13 protein-coding genes are annotated in these 17,741 nt (G+C 40.8%); 10 read left to right on the forward strand and 3 right to left on the reverse strand.

The window, feature by feature from the left end; all coding sequences use genetic code 11:
• Positions 1–46 precede the first annotated feature (46 nt).
• Positions 47–988, reverse strand: coding sequence for an AraC family transcriptional regulator (locus tag ACQKMP_RS24930; protein ID WP_379424239.1), 942 nt, complete (start codon positions 986–988; stop codon positions 47–49).
• Positions 989–1,139: 151 nt separating this feature from the next.
• Here ACQKMP_RS24930 and ACQKMP_RS24935 point away from each other — a divergent pair, with 151 nt between their 5' ends.
• From ACQKMP_RS24935 to ACQKMP_RS24970, 8 genes are all read left to right on the forward strand, one after another.
• Complete coding sequence (locus ACQKMP_RS24935) at positions 1,140–2,048, forward strand: DMT family transporter (RefSeq protein WP_379424238.1); 909 nt, start codon at positions 1,140–1,142, stop codon at positions 2,046–2,048.
• Between the two features lie 42 nt (positions 2,049–2,090).
• Positions 2,091–2,423 carry a chaperone CsaA gene (gene csaA / locus ACQKMP_RS24940; protein WP_076283759.1) on the forward strand — a complete coding sequence of 111 codons (333 nt, stop codon included), beginning with the start codon at positions 2,091–2,093 and terminating at the stop codon, positions 2,421–2,423.
• A 243-nt stretch (positions 2,424–2,666) separates the two neighbouring features.
• A complete protein-coding gene (locus tag ACQKMP_RS24945; protein ID WP_427471595.1) occupies positions 2,667–3,593 on the forward strand; it encodes an aminoglycoside phosphotransferase family protein in 927 nt (308 codons plus the stop codon).
• Positions 3,594–3,840: 247 nt separating this feature from the next.
• Entirely contained in the window at positions 3,841–6,492 is a 2,652-nt protein-coding gene (locus ACQKMP_RS24950) for an endo-beta-N-acetylglucosaminidase (protein WP_427471596.1), read from the forward strand.
• 232 nt (positions 6,493–6,724) lie between these two features.
• Positions 6,725–9,337, forward strand: coding sequence for a phosphoenolpyruvate synthase (gene ppsA / locus ACQKMP_RS24955; protein WP_427471598.1), 2,613 nt, complete (start codon positions 6,725–6,727; stop codon positions 9,335–9,337).
• A 237-nt stretch (positions 9,338–9,574) separates the two neighbouring features.
• The gene (locus ACQKMP_RS24960) at positions 9,575–9,961 is read left to right on the forward strand and encodes a VOC family protein (RefSeq protein ID WP_427471600.1); all 387 of its coding nucleotides are present in this window, start codon (positions 9,575–9,577) and stop codon (positions 9,959–9,961) included.
• Positions 9,962–10,115: 154 nt separating this feature from the next.
• Positions 10,116–10,802 (forward strand): FadR/GntR family transcriptional regulator, encoded by a 687-nt coding sequence (locus ACQKMP_RS24965; RefSeq protein WP_340969583.1) that lies wholly within the window; start codon positions 10,116–10,118, stop codon positions 10,800–10,802.
• Positions 10,803–10,840: 38 nt separating this feature from the next.
• Positions 10,841–11,623 carry an ABC transporter ATP-binding protein gene (locus ACQKMP_RS24970; protein WP_427471602.1) on the forward strand — a complete coding sequence of 261 codons (783 nt, stop codon included), beginning with the start codon at positions 10,841–10,843 and terminating at the stop codon, positions 11,621–11,623.
• A 53-nt stretch (positions 11,624–11,676) separates the two neighbouring features.
• On the opposite strand, the gene ACQKMP_RS24975 is transcribed toward ACQKMP_RS24970, so the two are convergent.
• Positions 11,677–12,555 carry a helix-turn-helix domain-containing protein gene (locus ACQKMP_RS24975; RefSeq protein ID WP_427471603.1) on the reverse strand — a complete coding sequence of 293 codons (879 nt, stop codon included), beginning with the start codon at positions 12,553–12,555 and terminating at the stop codon, positions 11,677–11,679.
• A gap of 210 nt (positions 12,556–12,765) precedes the next feature.
• Here ACQKMP_RS24975 and ACQKMP_RS24980 point away from each other — a divergent pair, with 210 nt between their 5' ends.
• Positions 12,766–15,426 carry a family 78 glycoside hydrolase catalytic domain gene (locus ACQKMP_RS24980; RefSeq protein WP_427471605.1) on the forward strand — a complete coding sequence of 887 codons (2,661 nt, stop codon included), beginning with the start codon at positions 12,766–12,768 and terminating at the stop codon, positions 15,424–15,426.
• Here ACQKMP_RS24980 and ACQKMP_RS24985 read toward each other — a convergent pair.
• Positions 15,407–15,964 carry a TetR/AcrR family transcriptional regulator gene (locus tag ACQKMP_RS24985; protein WP_076283751.1) on the reverse strand — a complete coding sequence of 186 codons (558 nt, stop codon included), beginning with the start codon at positions 15,962–15,964 and terminating at the stop codon, positions 15,407–15,409. The two genes, ACQKMP_RS24980 and ACQKMP_RS24985, sit on opposite strands and share 20 nt — an antisense overlap.
• Positions 15,965–16,134: 170 nt before the next feature.
• Between ACQKMP_RS24985 and ACQKMP_RS24990 the strand changes: the two genes are divergently transcribed.
• Positions 16,135–17,649: an NAD-dependent epimerase/dehydratase family protein gene (locus ACQKMP_RS24990; RefSeq protein ID WP_427471607.1), complete on the forward strand. Its 1,515-nt coding sequence runs from the start codon at positions 16,135–16,137 to the stop codon at positions 17,647–17,649.
• Positions 17,650–17,741: the final 92 nt, after the last annotated feature.

Genomic DNA, 17,741 nt, shown 5'->3' on the forward strand with positions numbered 1-17,741 from the left:
ACAGGGCAAAAGAAGCCTTCGTGACTGCCACTTTTTTTTATATAGTTTAAAACAATTCCGGCCCCCGTCCAGGAGTATCTATTGGCAAAGTATCTTGGATTTTGATTTCATTTCTTAATTTCCGGAAATCTTTAGGTGTTCTTGTTTGATGTTTTTTAAAGGACTGAATGAAGTTGTTAACATGATTAAAACCAACTCTATGGGCAATTTCAGTTACTGTATAATCAGTTGAAATTAATAGCTCCATACTTTTCTTAATCCGGTACTTTATTAAATATTCATACGGTGTGATATGAAGGGTCTTTTTGAAACTACGGGTACATTCTGAAACACTTAAATGAGCAGCATCAGAAATATCTTGCAAAGTTATATTAGTTGCGTAGTGCTGATGGATGAAAGAAAGCATGAGTTGAAGTCGTTCTTGCTGCCTTTTTACGTATTTAGCTGTGTCCTCAAAGGAGAGAGAAATATTAGATATCAAGGTTAACCAGAGTTGTACGGTTCTGATAGAAACCTCATATTCCCATCCCCATTTCTTTGGCATATCAAATCTATTCTTCAGCTCCAAAAGCATGTTTAGTACATCTCTTTGCCATTCAGCATCTCCTTTAATTACTAGAGACAGTAAGGAAGAGTTCGTATAAGGTGATACATAATTTTTTTCCATAGCACTATCTGCATAAAAGACCAACAGCTTTTCAGGAAAATTGAAACTCACATACTGACCGTCAGGAGTCAGGTGCGTCGTAACATGAAGGGCACCTTTATTGATGAAAATGGCTTGGCCATTTTTCAATTCATAATCAATACCATTCACTTGTATAACTAGTTTACCTTGAGTAACCAAAGTGATCTGAAGTTCTTCGTGCCAATGTAAGTCATTAAATCCTCGTCCTTCAGGGATAATTTTCCGAGAGTTAGCTGTGTACATAACGTATGGAAATGAAGCATCAGGAAAAAGAATGTTCTCGTGCAGCAGTTTTGACATCTAATGACGTCCCTTCTAAAATGATGATATTTATATATAATACAACGATATAATGACACAATTTAAACAATGATGATGATATTATTATATCCAATCTTGATTTTATCACTCTGTGCACAGGAAGTAGATAGAACATTTTGGAGGATTATATGTGAAATCAAATAAACCGTCATATCCGTACATTTTGCTTTTTATTAGTATTTTATCTATTTCGATCTCTTCCATCATGATAAAATTTTCAAATACTCCCACCTCTGTAGCCGGCATGTATAGATTGTTTGCTTCTGTAATTTTATTGCTTCCTTTTGTATCATGGAAAAAGCTTCGCTGTCTGGAGATGAGTAAAAAAGACTGGAGTATTGTTTTCTTAGCGGGTCTCTTTCTTGGATTACACTTCTTATTTTGGATGGAGTCTTTAGTTTATACTTCAGTTGCAAGCTCTATGGTGATATTATCATTGCAGCCTTTATTTGTAATGATTGGTTCATACTTCATCTTCAGAGAACAGGTAAATGTGGTAAACATTCTTTGTTTAGTGATTGCACTTCTGGGTTCAATAGTTATCGCTTGGGGAGACTTTGGAGTTTCTAAAGTGGCGTTAATAGGGGATGGCTTATCATTATTAGGAACCGTTTTTGTATCAGCGTATATGCTGGCAGGACAAAAAGTAAGTCATAAAATAGGAGCAAGTTTATACAGTGTTATTGTTTTTTTCCTTGGCGGAAGCGTCTTGTTAATCTACAATTTGTCAAACCATTTCTCTTTGATAGATTATAACTCTTCGGACTGGATCTATTTCTTTTTACTCGCATTAATCCCAACTATTTTGGGACAATCTATTATTAATATGTTATTGAAATCTTTAGGTGCAACTACTATTTCTGTAGGGATTATTGGTGAGCCTGTTCTCGCCATAATACTAGCTTATCTATTCTTGGGAGAAACAATCACTAGCTTTCAATTTATAGGAGGGATGATGACTCTACTCGGCATGGGGATGTATTTCTGGGTAAAAGCCTTCAATTACACTACTGTTAAATATCAGAATCAAAGTAGATAAGCAAATAAATTAAGAAAATATCATTTAAAGGGAGAATGCTATATGGCTATTATTGATGATTTTTTGAAATTGGATATTCGTGTTGGAACAATAATTAAATCTGAATTCTTCGCCGAAGCAAAAGTTCCTGCGATCAAGCTTGAGATTGATTTTGGAGATGAGATCGGAATAAAGAAATCTAGTGCACAAATTACTAGAAGATATGTGGCTGAAGATATCATGGGAGAACAAGTAATTGCGGTAGTCAATTTTCCTCCTCGACGAATTGCAGGCTTTAATTCAGAGGTATTAGTCCTTGGAGGTGTACCTGAAAAGGGTGACGTAATTCTATTGAAGCCAGATATGAAACTGCCTAATGGAACACCCATAGGATGATTTTCCAGAAATATAATTAAGTCTAATACTTAACTAGTTGGTCCCCTAAAAATGTCCCCTCTGTTCAATAATGCTCAGTTGCGGATAATTCAATTATAATTGTTTTTACTATCCAGTTTATCAATACTATCTGGTAAGCTGTACGTAAATTGATCGTATTAGGAAACGAAAGGCTAAGAAAATTTTGAAGTAGTCCTCAAAGGATACAGATCTGAGACTATTCGATTTATAGGAGTTGAAGCAATGGTGATGTATGAGAAACCGAAATTGGCCATAAGTGAAATTGAAAAAGTATTAGAAAATCATCTTGGGCCTGGTTCAACTGAGATTAAACCGCTTTCTGGCGGCAACATAAGTAATGTGTTTTCATTCAACCACGAAGGGAAGGGGTATGTTGTGAAATTCAGTGATCTGGAAGGAGCATATGAAACGGAACACTATGTATCCAATTTGCTCTCAGGTCAAAACATCCCTTTCCCCAAATGTTTGGCGTTAGGGAGAATTAACCAGTTAACCTATATAATCATGGAACGAATGGAAGGACGGAATCTATCCGATTTCACAGCAGAGGAACAAACTCATCAGTTGCCTGAGATTATTAGTATTTTGAAAAAAATGGCTGAAGCAGATATTGGGTCAACTAACGGCTATGGGTGGATCGCTGCTGACGGCAACGGATCCTATGTATCATGGAAAGACTTCGTCGTTGCCGTAAATGCAGAGGATCAAAGCGGAACGTTCTGGGAGAACTGGCATGATCTCTTCCGTACTTCTTGCTTGGAGAGAGATGTATATGAAGAAATATACGGTCGGTTGATGGACTACGTACCCTATAATGAATCGTACAGAAGCTTTATACACGGAGATTTTCAACAGTGGAATATTTTGTCCGATGGAACACGAATTACCGGCATCATCGATGGGAATTGCATGTACGGTGATTCTCTCATAGACCTTGCGATTCTCGATCGGCATATGCCGTGGAGTGATGTCATTAAGACATATCAAATCAATCAAGAGAAAGCCAGCATAAAGATACCTTATTTTAAAGAGCGGCTAATGGGAGCTTATTATTTCAAGGGGCTCGACGGACTACGCTTCTATGCTAAAATGGGATGGGACGATGCTTATCAGAACACACGGCAATTTCTTTTAAATCTGAATCCTTAACGTCAGGATACATAACTTGAAATCCCAAACAAGTCCAGTATTGATTCTAAATGACATAAAAAGATTGAGAGCCCCCATTTGTTTAAATGAGGGCTCTTTTATTTATGGAGTGCTGTCTGATACTAGCTTCAGACTTACAATCTGTAATATTTGCACCTGGACTTGTCATTAATCCACTATCTAGAGCTTTGTCCAACTTGATAAAATGTAAGCGCAATCATAAAATAATCGATTGGAGGAGTACGGCATGAAAAAGATTGGTGCAGGTTTTATATTCTTATTTGTGATGTGCGTAGCATTATCCACTACTGCGTTCGCTAAACAGCCTTATTCATCCTACTGGTTTCCAGAGCAATTGCTTCAGTGGAGTCCTGCATCCGACCCGGATGCGGTATTCAACCGAAGTACAATTCCGCTGCAAGACCGCTTTGTGACAGATGGAGTCAATGCTCATGCGACAAAAGCGCCAAAAGTTATGGCTTTATCAGCACTGAACTCGGGAACAAGTGGTGTGCCATCACAGGGATCAGACAAATTTGGAGCTAATACGTTTTCTTATTGGCAATATGTTGACAAGCTGGTCTATTGGGGCGGATCTGCCGGTGAAGGAATTATCGTACCACCAAGCGCTGATACGATCGACGCAGCACATAAAAATGGGGTACCGATCGTCGGAACGGTGTTCTTCCCGCCAACTGTTTATGGAGGGAAATTTGAATGGGTGAAGCAAATGCTTCAGCAGAACAGCGACGGTTCCTTTCCTGCCGCAGATAAGCTGATCCAGGTTGCGAAGTATTACGGATTTGACGGTTGGTTTATTAACCAGGAGACTGAGGGTGGAACACCAGCTGATGCCCAGAAAATGAAAGCTTTCCTAAGTTATCTAGAATCGCACAAATCTGCATCTATGCAAATCGTATGGTACGACTCCATGACCAAGGAGGGCAGTATCAGTTGGCAAAATGCGCTAAATGACAAGAATGCAATGTTCCTGCAAGACAATAATAAGAAAATAACAGACAATATGTTCCTGAACTTCTGGTGGAAAGATCTTAAAAGCTCGGCAGAGAAGGCCAAAAGTTTAGATAGAAGTCCGTATGACCTGTATGCAGGGATAGATGTTGAAGCCAAGGGCTACGATACGAATGTGAACTGGAATCTGCTGTTTCCGGATGGTCAACCTGCCGTCACTTCCCTTGGTATCTACCGTCCAGACTGGTCTTTCAACAGCGCAGAAAGCATGGAGGATTTCTTCGCACGCGAGAACAAATTCTGGGTGGGGCCAAACGGGAATCCGGGTAACACCGTGAGCGATCAGGCCTGGAAAGGAATCGCGAACAATGTGGCAGAATCATCCCCTGTAAATAAGCTACCTTTCATCACCAATTTCAATACAGGAAGCGGGCAGAAATATTATGTCCGAGGGCAGCAGGTACGAGATAAGGGATGGAATAACCGGAGCCTGCAGGATATCCTGCCAACATGGCGCTGGATCGCAGACAGCAAAGGAACTTCACTTACTCCAGAGCTCGATTGGTCCGATGCGTATTACGGTGGCAGTTCGCTGAAGGTTTCAGGTGATCTGAGCCATAACAATGCAACGCATCTGAAGCTCTACAAGACAGACCTTAAAATCGAAGCAAGCACAAAGCTATCGGTTACTTATAAAACGCTGAACAAGCCTAGCTTGAAGGTAGGTCTTGCTTTTGCAGACCAACCAGACCAATTTATCTTTCTTAATGTGAATGATAAGACAGCACCAGGCTGGACTACCGAAACTTTGAATTTGACCCCATACAAAGGGAAACGAATCGTAGCAGTATCACTTTATTTTGATTCCAAGGATACGATTAGTAATTATAGTATTCAAATTGGCCAGCTCTCCATCCAAAATGCCAACGACCCGATCAAAACGCTGCCGGCGGTTCGCGATCTGAAGGTTACTCAATCCGATTTCCGCGATGGAATTTATGGAGATGCTAGATTGGAGTGGAAAGCACTTGATCAGCAGGTGAAGCAATACGAAATCTATCGAGTACTTCCAGATGGTAGTGAGGTTTTATTGGGCGCAACGCCAAATCATGTGTTTTACGTTCCTGAGATGAGAAGAATAGACAAAGAAACACTAACAGCATTAAAGGTCGTTGCAATCAATGGAAGATACGAGCAAGGTCAGGCCTCCAGCGCGAAGATCAGCTGGCCAGCTTATCCGAAGCCGATTGCAGAGTTCAAGGCAGATCGGACCTTGGTAGCTCCAGGTGAGAGCGTAAACTTCACCGACCTGTCGACCGAAGTGACAGAAGAATGGTCATGGAGCTTCGAAAGCGGTAGCCCAGCTGTCAGCACATCGAAAAACCCGGTTGTAACGTTCAATCAGGAGGGCATATATAAGGTATCACTAACTGCAACCAACAGTTCGGGCCAAGACACAATTATGAAAAAGGCGCTCATTACAGTGAGTAAGGAAGCTGGTGCGGTGAAGAATTTAGCACTTGGAAAACCTGCAACAGCCGATCATGCATGTGGAGACAAAGAAGGCGCACCAAACGCAGTTGACGGTAAAGTGACGGATAATAGCAAATGGTGTGCACTTGGAAATCTGCCTCATTGGCTACAAGTCGATCTAGGAGCCGAGCATCAAATCAGCACTTTTATCATCAAGCATGCTCAGAGTGGAGGAGAATGGTCCGGGTTTAATACAAGCGATTATACCATTCAGGTGAGTAACGACGGAACGAACTGGACGGATGTTGTAAACGTGCAAGGAAACTCGGCAGCTGAGTCGACAGACGCGATTGCTTTGGTGAAAGCTCGCTATGTAAAATTAATAACTCTTAAGCCCACCCAAGGAGCCGATACAGCAGCACGAATTTATGAGTTTGAAGTCTATGGGTTGTAGTTCGGTTCAAACCATGGTTTTTGAATAACAAATAATAGCGGGAAACACAAAAAAGAACCTGAATAGCTTTCAGGTTCTTTTATATTGCATATAAAAAGACACGATGATATAATCGGATTACGACTATAAAAAATATAAAGGTATAGTTAATGCATCTTATATTATTAATATACCATGCAGCCAAAATCTTGTCAAATTTTTTTCTCATTTTAATGGTTAGGAGAGATATTGTATGAGTTCATTGGTTCTTGGTTTTCAGGAAATAGAAACCACACAGCTTTTGCTCGTGGGCGGAAAAGGGTTGAATTTAGGGCGATTATCAACTATCGAAGGAATAAAAGTACCAGGAGGATCTTGTGTTACAACAGTGGGCTACCAAAAAGCCATCGAAAAGAACGAAAAGTATCATATTTTATTGGATCAACTATCCATATTAAACGTAGACGATCGAGAGCAAATTGGTGAAATCAGTAAGAAGCTTCGACAACTCCTCATGGAAGTAGAAATTCCTTCCGATGTTGTGACAGCAGTTACTCACTATCTCTCCCAACTTGGTGAAGAACAGGCTTATGCAGTACGCTCTAGTGCAACTGCTGAAGATTTACCACATGCCTCATTTGCCGGTCAACAGGACACCTATTTAAATATCATCGGAAGAGAAGCAATCATGCAGCATATCAGCAAATGTTGGGCATCTCTATTTACGGATCGCGCGGTAATCTACCGCATGCAAAATGGATTTAACCACAGACAGATATATTTATCTGTTATCGTGCAAAAGATGGTTTTCCCTCAGGCTTCAGGGATTTTATTCACAGCGGATCCGATGACTTCTAATCGAAAGCTGCTATCTATTAATGCCAGTTTTGGGCTTGGCGAAGCTCTGGTCTCTGGCTTGGTATCTGCCGATTGTTATAAAGTACAGGAAGAGGAAATCGTCGATATGATGATAGCAACCAAAAAATTGGCTATCTATGGATTAAAAGAAGGTGGAACAGAGACCCTGAAAATCGATCTCGATCAGCAAAAGACTCAAACCCTTTCCGAACAACAAATTTTACAACTGGCACGTTTAGGTAGAGAGATTGAAGCTTATTTTGGTTGTCCACAAGATATCGAATGGTGTTTGGATCATGATACTTTTTATATTGTTCAAAGCCGGCCAATCACTACTTTATACCCGATCCCTGAAGTAAATGATCAAGAAAATCACGTTTACGTATCTGTCGGTCATCAACAAATGATGACGGATCCCATGAAACCATTAGGATTGTCTTTTTACCTATTAATCACTCCTGCACCCATGCGTAAGGCCGGTGGAAGGTTGTTTGTTGATGTTACACATATGCTGGCTTCACCTGTCAGCAGAGAAAATTTCATAAATACCCTTGGGAAATCCGATCCGCTCATAAAAGACGCATTTATGACCCTAATAGAACGAGAATATATAAAATCGTTACCAGATGATAGAAAAGAACAGAGTCCCGTTAATAGCAGTAAAGATAGTTCGTCAGAAGGTTTTCAAGCATTAATCGAAAATGATCCGGCAATCGTTTCTGATTTGATTAAGAACAGTCAAACGTCGATAGAAGAATTAAGACAAAACATCCGAACGAAATCAGGAGCAGATCTATTTGATTTTATTCTTGAAGATCTCCAGGAATTAAAGAAGTTCTTATCTGACCCACAAAGTACAAAGGTTTTTATGACTGCTATGAACGCTTCGTCATGGATTAATGAAAAAATGTACGAGTGGTTAGGTGAAAAAAACGCAGCAGATATGCTTTCTCAATCTGTACCAAACAACATTACCTCAGAAATGGGTCTGGCGCTTTTGGATGTTGCAGATGTGATTCGTCCTTACCCGGAAATAGTTGATTATTTACAACATGTAAAAGATGATGGTTTTTTGGATAAACTGGTTAAGTTTGATGGTGGACAAGCAACTCAAGACGCAATCTATGCTTATCTCAACAAATTCGGAATGCGATGTGCCGGTGAAATCGATATTTCGAGAACTCGTTGGAGTGAAAAGCCGATTACACTTGTCCCCATGATTCTCAGTAATATCAAAAACTTTGAGCCTAATGCTGGCAATCGGAAATTTGAGCAAGGCCGACAGGAGGCTTTAGAAAAAGAACAAGAGTTATTAGATCGATTGAAGCAATTACCGGATGGAGAACTAAAAGCTGAAGAGACAAAACGAGTAATCAGTTTTATCCGGAATTATATCGGTTACCGTGAATATCCAAAATACGGAATGATTAACCGCTACTTCATTTATAAGCAGGCTTTACTGAAAGAAGCCGAACAACTTGTACAAGCTAGCGTTATTCATGAAAAAGAAGATATATTCTATCTCACTTTTGAAGAACTTCACGAAGTCGTACGCACAAATAAACTGGATGATCAGATCATCAGTAAAAGAAAAGACGATTACAATTTTTTTGAAAAACTTACTCCGCCACGTGTAATCACATCTGATGGTGAAATTATTACAGGTGAATACAAACGAGAAAATCTGCCAGACAACGCGATTATAGGTCTCCCTGTTTCTACCGGAGTAATAGAGGGACGAGCTCGTGTCATCTTAAACATGGAAGAGGCAGATCTGGAAGATGGCGATATATTAGTCACCGCCTTTACTGACCCTGGCTGGACATCATTGTTTGTATCTATTAAAGGCCTGGTCACCGAAGTTGGCGGACTGATGACCCATGGAGCCGTTATCGCTCGTGAATATGGCTTGCCAGCAGTTGTCGGAGTGGAAAATGCCACTAAGCTGATAAAAGACGGGCAACGAATTCGTGTGAATGGAACAGAAGGTTATATTGAAATATTGTAGAGGTATATAAAAATAAAAATAAAAATAATTATCGATGTTCTCTTTCGCTGGTCTGAAATTCGGTTTAATGTAGGAAAAGAAAGTAAATAATATGGGGATATGGACAACCTCCGGAAACAAAGCCAACTTATATTTGCAAAAGGGGAGTTCGAATTAATATTCCTTGACGTGAATATTCTTCATGAGGTATATTGTAAAAGCAATAAATTATCCCGACTAAGAAGGAGAGTATAACTTATGATTAATAAAATTGGACAAATTATGTTATATGTAAATAACCAAGAGGAATCCAAAAAATTCTGGACAGAAAAGCTAGGATTTGAGGTGATTTTAGACGAAACAAATGGCCCTATGAGATTTATCGAGCTTGCTCCGAAAGGTGCAGCGACTAGTATTGTTCTTCATAATAAAGAGTTGGTTGCCCAAATGAATCCTGAAATGAATCTCGGAACACCTTCTTTAATGTTCTTTTCGGATAATTTTGATCAATTGAATCGAGAGTTGAAGGACAAAAATGTTACGGTTGGAGATATTGTAGAAATTCCCGGTGGAAGAGTATTCAATTTCGCAGACGGTGAAAATAACTACTTTGCGGTAATGGAAAAGGGCAATAAAATTGAGTGAACATGCAATAAGGGGATAGTTAAATAAATTACGTCAGCAGCTAATCAAAATGATTAGCTGCTTTTTTATTCCCATTATGACCGTTATAAACTTCAAAATCTTACTTGTTAAGTAAAGAATATCATGTTATTCTGCAAAAAGAGGAGATGATCAGATGTTTGAAAAGGGGTCGTTCCAACCCGTTCAAGCCACTAAGATAGTGGACGATGTTGTTAATCAAATACAACAAAAAATTTCAACAGGAACAATCCTGCCAGGAGACAAATTACCTCCAGAACCTGAATTAATGAAATTATTTAATGTAGGGCGATCAACGATAAGAGAAGCAGTCCGTGTGTTAGTTCATGCTGGTCTATTGGAGAAAAAGCAGGGTTTTGGAACTTACTTAAAATCCAGTCCTATTATTCAAGAACCACTTACCCATCGTTTACTTCGTGCAGAATTGATTGAGGTCTTTGAAGCTCGAAAAATGATTGAATTAGAAATCGCAAGATTAGCAGCTCTACGGCATGATGACACTGACTTATTCAACATGCGAAAACATTTGGATACAAGAGATATGGCTCTAAAGCAGAATGATCGTGAACTGTATGCCAAATCGGATATAGAATTCCACATGGCTGTAGCAATGGCAAGTAAAAACGCTGTAATCATTGACTTATATAGAACGTTTACTCATATTTTGTCAGATGCAATGAGTAAATTAAACCGTAATTATAGTTCCCATGATCCTCAATCCGATTACCATGAACAAGTATATGAATCTATTAAAAATGGGGATTCAGATCAAGCAGTACAATCGACGCTCAAAATTTTAAATGGAACACTTTCTGAGCTTTAAGTTCAATATAGACATTCATGTAGAGGAGGAATTTGGGCATGATTATATCACTCAAAAATGTATCATGGCAACGTGATACAACAATGATCTTACGCGATATGAATTGGGAAGTGAAACAAGGGCAACACTGGTGTATCGTCGGACTAAACGGTTCAGGCAAGACGACGATGCTGAACGTAGTAAACGGCTATACATGGCCGACGACTGGGCAAGTCGAAGTGCTAGACCACCGCTTTGGCGATGTGGATCTTAGAGAGTTACGGAAGCGAATCGGTTGGGTCAGCACCTCGCTGCAACAGAAGCTATACGGCCATCAGACTGCGCTGACCATCGTCCTCAGCGGAAAATTCGCAACTATCGGTTTATATGACAAGACGAATGAAGAGGATCAAAAGCAAGCCGAGGAGCTGATGGAATTTCTAGACTGCTCTTCCTTAGCCGCTCGTACATACGATACCTTGTCGCAAGGTCAGCGTCAGAAGGTCCTCATTGCACGCGCACTTATGGCCAATCCAGATCTATTGATCCTTGATGAGCCTTGCACAGGACTCGATATTTTTGCCCGAGAACAGCTGTTACAAATGATTGAGAAGATTACGAAGCAACCGAACGGACCAACTTTGCTGTATGTAACGCATCATATCGAGGAGATAACACCATGCTTTACACATACTTTGCTGGTGAAGAACGGAGAAATCTACAAAGGGGATGAGACAGAAAACTGCTTGCAGTCGGATGTGTTGAGCGATTTCTTTGATACCCCCGTTGAAGTTCAGGAGCATCACAATCGCAAGTGGCTTACACTTGCCGGTGATAAGTAGGATACGCTGCCTAGCAATTGCTAGGTAGCTTTTGTTATCTTGAATGTTAGAAGCTAGTGTTCACTTCGAATAGAATTACTATATTGTCGGGGACTCATTCCTATCTTTTTTTTAAATATTTGGTGAAAAAATTTGAGATCAGCATATCCAACTGCAGCGGCAATTTCACTTACACTTCTATGACCTCCTGAAAGCATACGACATGCAGCATCCATTCGAATACTTTGCGTATAATCTGTAAAGCTCATTCCAGTCTGATGCTGAAAAAGGCGACTGAATTGCCGTTCGCTAAGGTTCGCTTTACTGGCGAGATCACTAAGTTTAAGCCCATTGGCATAGTTGTAATTTATAAATGCAATCGCATCATCCACTGCCATCCATTGCGGCTTATCCCCTGATGGCGCAACAATCTGCAATCGATGTCTAAACAAGCCTGTTAATATTTGTACGACAAGAGCATCGAGGACAGCTAGATATCCTGGCGGTTTTGCCGAGAATTCACGAAACAGTTCACGAAACATTATATGGTATGCGCCATTGACATCTTTCATAGAGAACCATAGCAATTGCATGTCTGTGAAAAATTCACAAATATCTGTAGCGTGAGGAAAGGTAGTCTGAAGTTCTGATAAATACTCTACTGGAAATAAACAGTTATAAACGATGAGCGGGCGGTCTTTCATCGGGGTCTTAGGTCGAAATACATGACTGCGTCCAATGGGGATAAAAAATAACGTACCGTGCTCGACAGGAACAGCCTCATCGTCAATGTAGTGAACGCCTGCTCCTTCACTGATATAAGTAATTTCGATAAACTCATGGGAATGCGCATTCAATTCGAACGTTTCGTAAGCCCTGTTCACATAAATTGGCACACCAGGCTCGAAGAAGCTATCTCCAGACATGACAAAAGTGCTGCGTCTGATACTCATAATCGTGGCCCCTTTCAAATTGCTAAGGCTAGACATATCGTACGAAACTAATGAATGAATGTCTAGATCCACCTATAAAAATGTCTGAAATACCCCCAATTCTAAATTCTCTCAACTCATACAATAGAAATAGCTGCCGGATCAAAGATCTATGAATACAGTTCAAAGTGTTCCGGCAGGTTACTGGATGAATATAGGAGGTTGATACAAATGTCCAATTTTGAAGTTACAAATCTTAAAGTGAACTATAGAAAGAATCCGTTGGGGATTGATGATTTACATCCGCGGCTTAGTTGGTGGATCAGCACAGAAATACGGGGATTTATCCAATCAGCCTATCAAGTTCAAGTCGCAAATGATCACAAATTCTTTTCAAAAATCATATGGGATTCTGAAAAGGTAGAGTCGGATAGCAATGTGTATATTGAATACGAAGGTTCCGCCTTACAATCCCGCACCCGGTATTACTTTAGAGTTCGAGCTTGGGACGATCATGGGATAGTTTCAGAATGGAGTGAACCTGCGCACTGGGAAACGGCATTGTTATCGGTAGATGAGTGGCAGGCAAAATGGATAGCAGCACCTCCGAATCACCAAGAGAATGGGGCTGATCCTTGCGACTATATTCGTACGGAATTTTCAATCCCTGCTAATGTTGTATCAGCGCGTGTGTATGCAACGTCTCTTGGGATGTACCGCTTATATATAAACGGTAAACCAGCAGATAACACGTTATTTAACCCTGGCTGGACCAGTTATAATAAACGGCTTCAATATCAGACCTATGACGTGACTACTTTGATTGCTGCTGGCAATAACGCTCTTGGTTGCATGGTGGGAAACGGGTGGTATAAAGGATATTTAGCTTGGGAAGGAAAGAAAGACATCTTTGGTGAGGATCGTGCTGTGCTTATCCAGCTACACGTCACATTATCTGATGGTTCTGAACAAATCATTGTATCGGATGACAACTGGCGTACTTCTACAGGTCCACTCTTGATGTCAGAATTGTATCATGGCGAATCGTATGATGCGAGGCTCGAGGTAGAAGGTTGGTCTTCTCCCGGTTTTGAGGATGTAAAGTGGCAAAAGACTATTCTCAAGGACCGTCCAGAGACTTCATTGGTTGCTCAGGAAAACGAACCGACCAGGGTTATAGAAACCATCAAGCCTATCGCAGTCATTACTACACCCAAAGGCGAACACGTGCTGGATATGGGACAAAATATGGTTGGATGGGTAAGATTTACGGTTCATGCTGAAGCTGGAACGATAATTACTTTAGAACATGCTGAGGTGTTGGACCGCGAGGGGAATTTCTACATCGGAAATTTACGATCTGCAAAGCAGACTGTTACTTATATATGCCATGGCGGGGAGGCAGAAACGTTTGAACCGTATTTATCCTTCCAAGGATTCCGTTATGTAAAAGTGACTGGCATACCGCTAGATCAATTATTGGAACAATTTATCGGCTGCGTCATCCATACGGACTTGGAGCAAACGGGAAACTTCAACTGTTCAGATGAACTCTTGAATCAGCTTCAGCACAACATCTTATGGGGGCAAAAGGGGAATTTTCTAGATATCCCGACAGATTGCCCACAACGAGACGAAAGATTGGGATGGACCGGGGATGCTCAAGTTTTTATTCGCACATCTGCCTACAACATGAATGTCGTTCCGTTCTTTGAAAAGTGGCTAAAGGATTTGGCCGCTGACCAAGAAGGAGACGGAAGAGTTCCGCATGTTATTCCCGATGTGCCAGCGGCAGGATACGGCTCTGCTGCTTGGGGAGACGCCGCGGTGATTTGTCCTTGGACGCTTTATCAATGTTATGGGGACATTCGTGTGCTGAAAACGCAATATCCAAGTATGAAAGCATGGGTCGAGTATATTCGGGCGCAAGGTGAAGACGAATATCTATGGAATACAGGTTCTCACTTCGGAGATTGGTTAGGTCTGGATGCCAAAGAAAACAGCTACGTCGGAGCAACACCAAAAGAGTTGATCGCTACCGCGTTCTATGCTTATTCAACGGAATTGCTAGCTAAGACAGCGGCTGTCATTGGAAAACCCGAAGATGCCTTAAAATATGAAGCATTGCATGAGAAGATTGTTCTGGCATTCCGCCAAGAGTTCGTAACACCAAATGGTCGGGTGGCCTCACCGACACAAACTGCGTATACACTTGCCCTTATGTTTGACTTATTAGAGGAAAAGGATCGTCATCGGACGGCCAAGATGCTAGCCGACCATATCGAAGAAAATGGAGTGCACCTAACGACCGGCTTTGTAGGAACTCCCTATCTGTGTCTAGTCCTCTCTAGATTTGGTTATACGGATGTAGCCTACCAATTGGTACTGCAGAAAGAGTATCCTTCCTGGTTATATTCTGTAATCCAAGGGGCTACAACCATTTGGGAACATTGGGATGGAATAAAACAGGACGGTTCGTTCTGGAGCGATGATATGAACTCCTATAACCATTATGCTTACGGTGCTATTGGAGATTGGCTCTATCGCACTGCCGGTGGCATCGAACTATTAGAAGCAGGCTATAAAAAAATACGGATCCAGCCGCAGATCGGGGAACATTTGACGTGGGTTGATGCTTCGCTTGAATCTGTCCATGGAACGATCAAGGTAACTTGGAAAAAACAGAACGAAGCTTCAGTAGAAATGCAAGTGCTGATTCCATCCAATACAACAGCTGAGATTATTATTCCAACGATGAATCAGGACAGTATTTTGGAGTCTGGGACACCAATAGAACAAGTCATAGGTCTATCCAGTGTGGAACAAATGTCAGAAGGCCTTAAACTACTAGTTGGATCTGGTGACTATTACTTCAAGTTTCCGATGACTTAAACGTTAATAAGGAATGATCCGCCAAAGAGAAAATAAGTTGAGCCAATTCATCGCTTGATATAATGAAATTTTCTAATATCCATTCCTGTATAATTGCTAAGCTTCCATTAACCAAATAAGCGTAAGTAAAACGCTTCATATTTTCGGGAACGTCAAGCTGAAGGAAAGTGTCAATATTCATCAGTACTTCATTAAGCAAACGTTTTGAAAACAACTCGTTTTCATTTGATTTGAGTAGCATGATGGCAAATAAATCATCATTCTTTTTGATGTAGTCTAAGAAGGTCAATATATAAGTGATGCCATTGTCATTAGCTTCGATTTTTTCTAGATATGCATTTGTGTTATCAATAATCTCCTGCTCAACATGTTCAAGCAGATCGTATGCATTTGCATAATGCAAATAAAAGGTAGAGCGATTGATGCCTGCTGAAGCGCATAATTCTTTTACGCTGATTTGGCTTATGTTTTTTTCTTTGAGCAGACGAATCAAGCTTTGCTTCAGCAGCAATTTGGTTAACCGTTCACGTTGATTCATTGTTGATTCACCCCCTATAAAAATTTTTAAAAACTAATGGACAGAATATCTTCGACTGTCTATATTACATCAGTTTGATAATCAACTGGTGGTTGTGAAATAGACACTGTGTCTGTATTCTGAAGGGAGACGAATGACTTGTCAATAATCTTATAATGCAGGTGAAGAATATGGTAAAGAAAAAACGAGTCATGATAACAGGTGCAGCGGGCAATATGGGTGGCGAAACATTGAAATTTCTTAGAAACGATTTAGCGAAATGCGAGCTGTTACTCTTTGATTTAGACAATTCAACCAGCCGCCAAAAGCTGAAAGAATATGAGAGAGTAAGTGGCGTTAAAGTAGTCTATGGCGATCTACTAGACTGCGACCTTGTCTATGAATGTGTGAAAGATGCCGACATTGTGCTCCATATAGCAGCCTTTGTATCTCCTGCTGCAGATGAGTTTCCCGAACGAACGATGCAGATTAATTATGGTTCAGCGAAGAACATCGTCGAGTCCATCAAGAAAAGTGGTCGTGCCCATGTAACGCGTTTCGTAAATATCGGTACAATTGCGGAAACGGGTGACCGTATGCCGCCAATCCATTGGGGACGTGTGGGCGACCCTCTCAAACCAAGTGTTTATGACTACTATGCCGTTTCGAAAATTGCCGCCGAGCGTATGGTAATTGAATCAGGACTAAGCTATTGGGTGAGCCTCCGCCAAACAGGTATTATGGGGCCAGCGATGAGCAAGATAGAAGACCCTATTATGTTCCATAACTGTCTAGAAAATGTGCTTGAATACGTATCAGATCGGGATTCAGGACGTTTAATGCGAAACCTCTGCATCTCGGATATAGACGGAGAACTAAATGAAGGATTTTGGCAACATATTTACAACATTGGCGGGGGCGAGAGCTGTCGAGTCAGCACGCTTGAGATGTATCAGGTGCTTTATGGTAAGTTAGGTTTAACAAATCTTGATTATGTGATAGATCCTAAATGGTATGCAACACGGAATTTTCACGGACAATATTATCTGGACTCTGATAAGCTGGAGGACTATTTTCACTTTCGCCGAGATTCAATAGATTATTTCTATCAAAGCTACCTCGATAATCTAGGCGCACTTGTGCCTGTTGCGAAAGTCATCACTAAATTGCCCGGAGGTCAAAAATTGATGGGCGCGATGATTAAGCGGACGATGAAAAAGCAAGCAGTAAAAGAGCGAGGAACGATACGTTTTATCGAGGAAAATGACATTGAGAAAATAGACGCTTATTGGGGCAGCAAGAACAACTGGGAGGCGATTCCTGCAAAGGTGTCTGAAATGAAGAAATTCGCGGATTGGGATAAAGTCATCAAACTTGACCACGGGTATGATGAGAATAAGCCAACATCGCAATTAAATCTTGAAGATATCAAGGGTGCTGCGAAATTTCGTGGTGGTGAATGTCTTTCAACAGATATGGAAACGGGGAATTGGGCAGGCAAACTTGATTTCAAATGTGCGTTCGACCATACCTTTACGGCTAGCCCCAAGCTTATGCTAGAAGGTGGACATTTCTGCCCGCAGTGTGAGCTCGAAAGCTGGAATTACAAAGAACGTGCGAAGCGTGAACCGTTCTTTGCTCAGGTTTGGAACCCTATTCAAAGTAAGGCAGACGGACGCGAGTATATGAAATCGTATCAGAATTAGATGGTATTACCTCACTTCTGAGATGTTAATACTTCATACAAAGGTTGATCTTTTTGAAGATCAGCTTTTTTTGATTTCATAAAGAGGGAGAG

Origin of the sequence: Paenibacillus sp. NPDC101420 (assembly GCF_050277435.1) — a bacterium.
Classification (GTDB): Bacteria; Bacillota; Bacilli; order Paenibacillales; family Paenibacillaceae; genus Paenibacillus_AQ.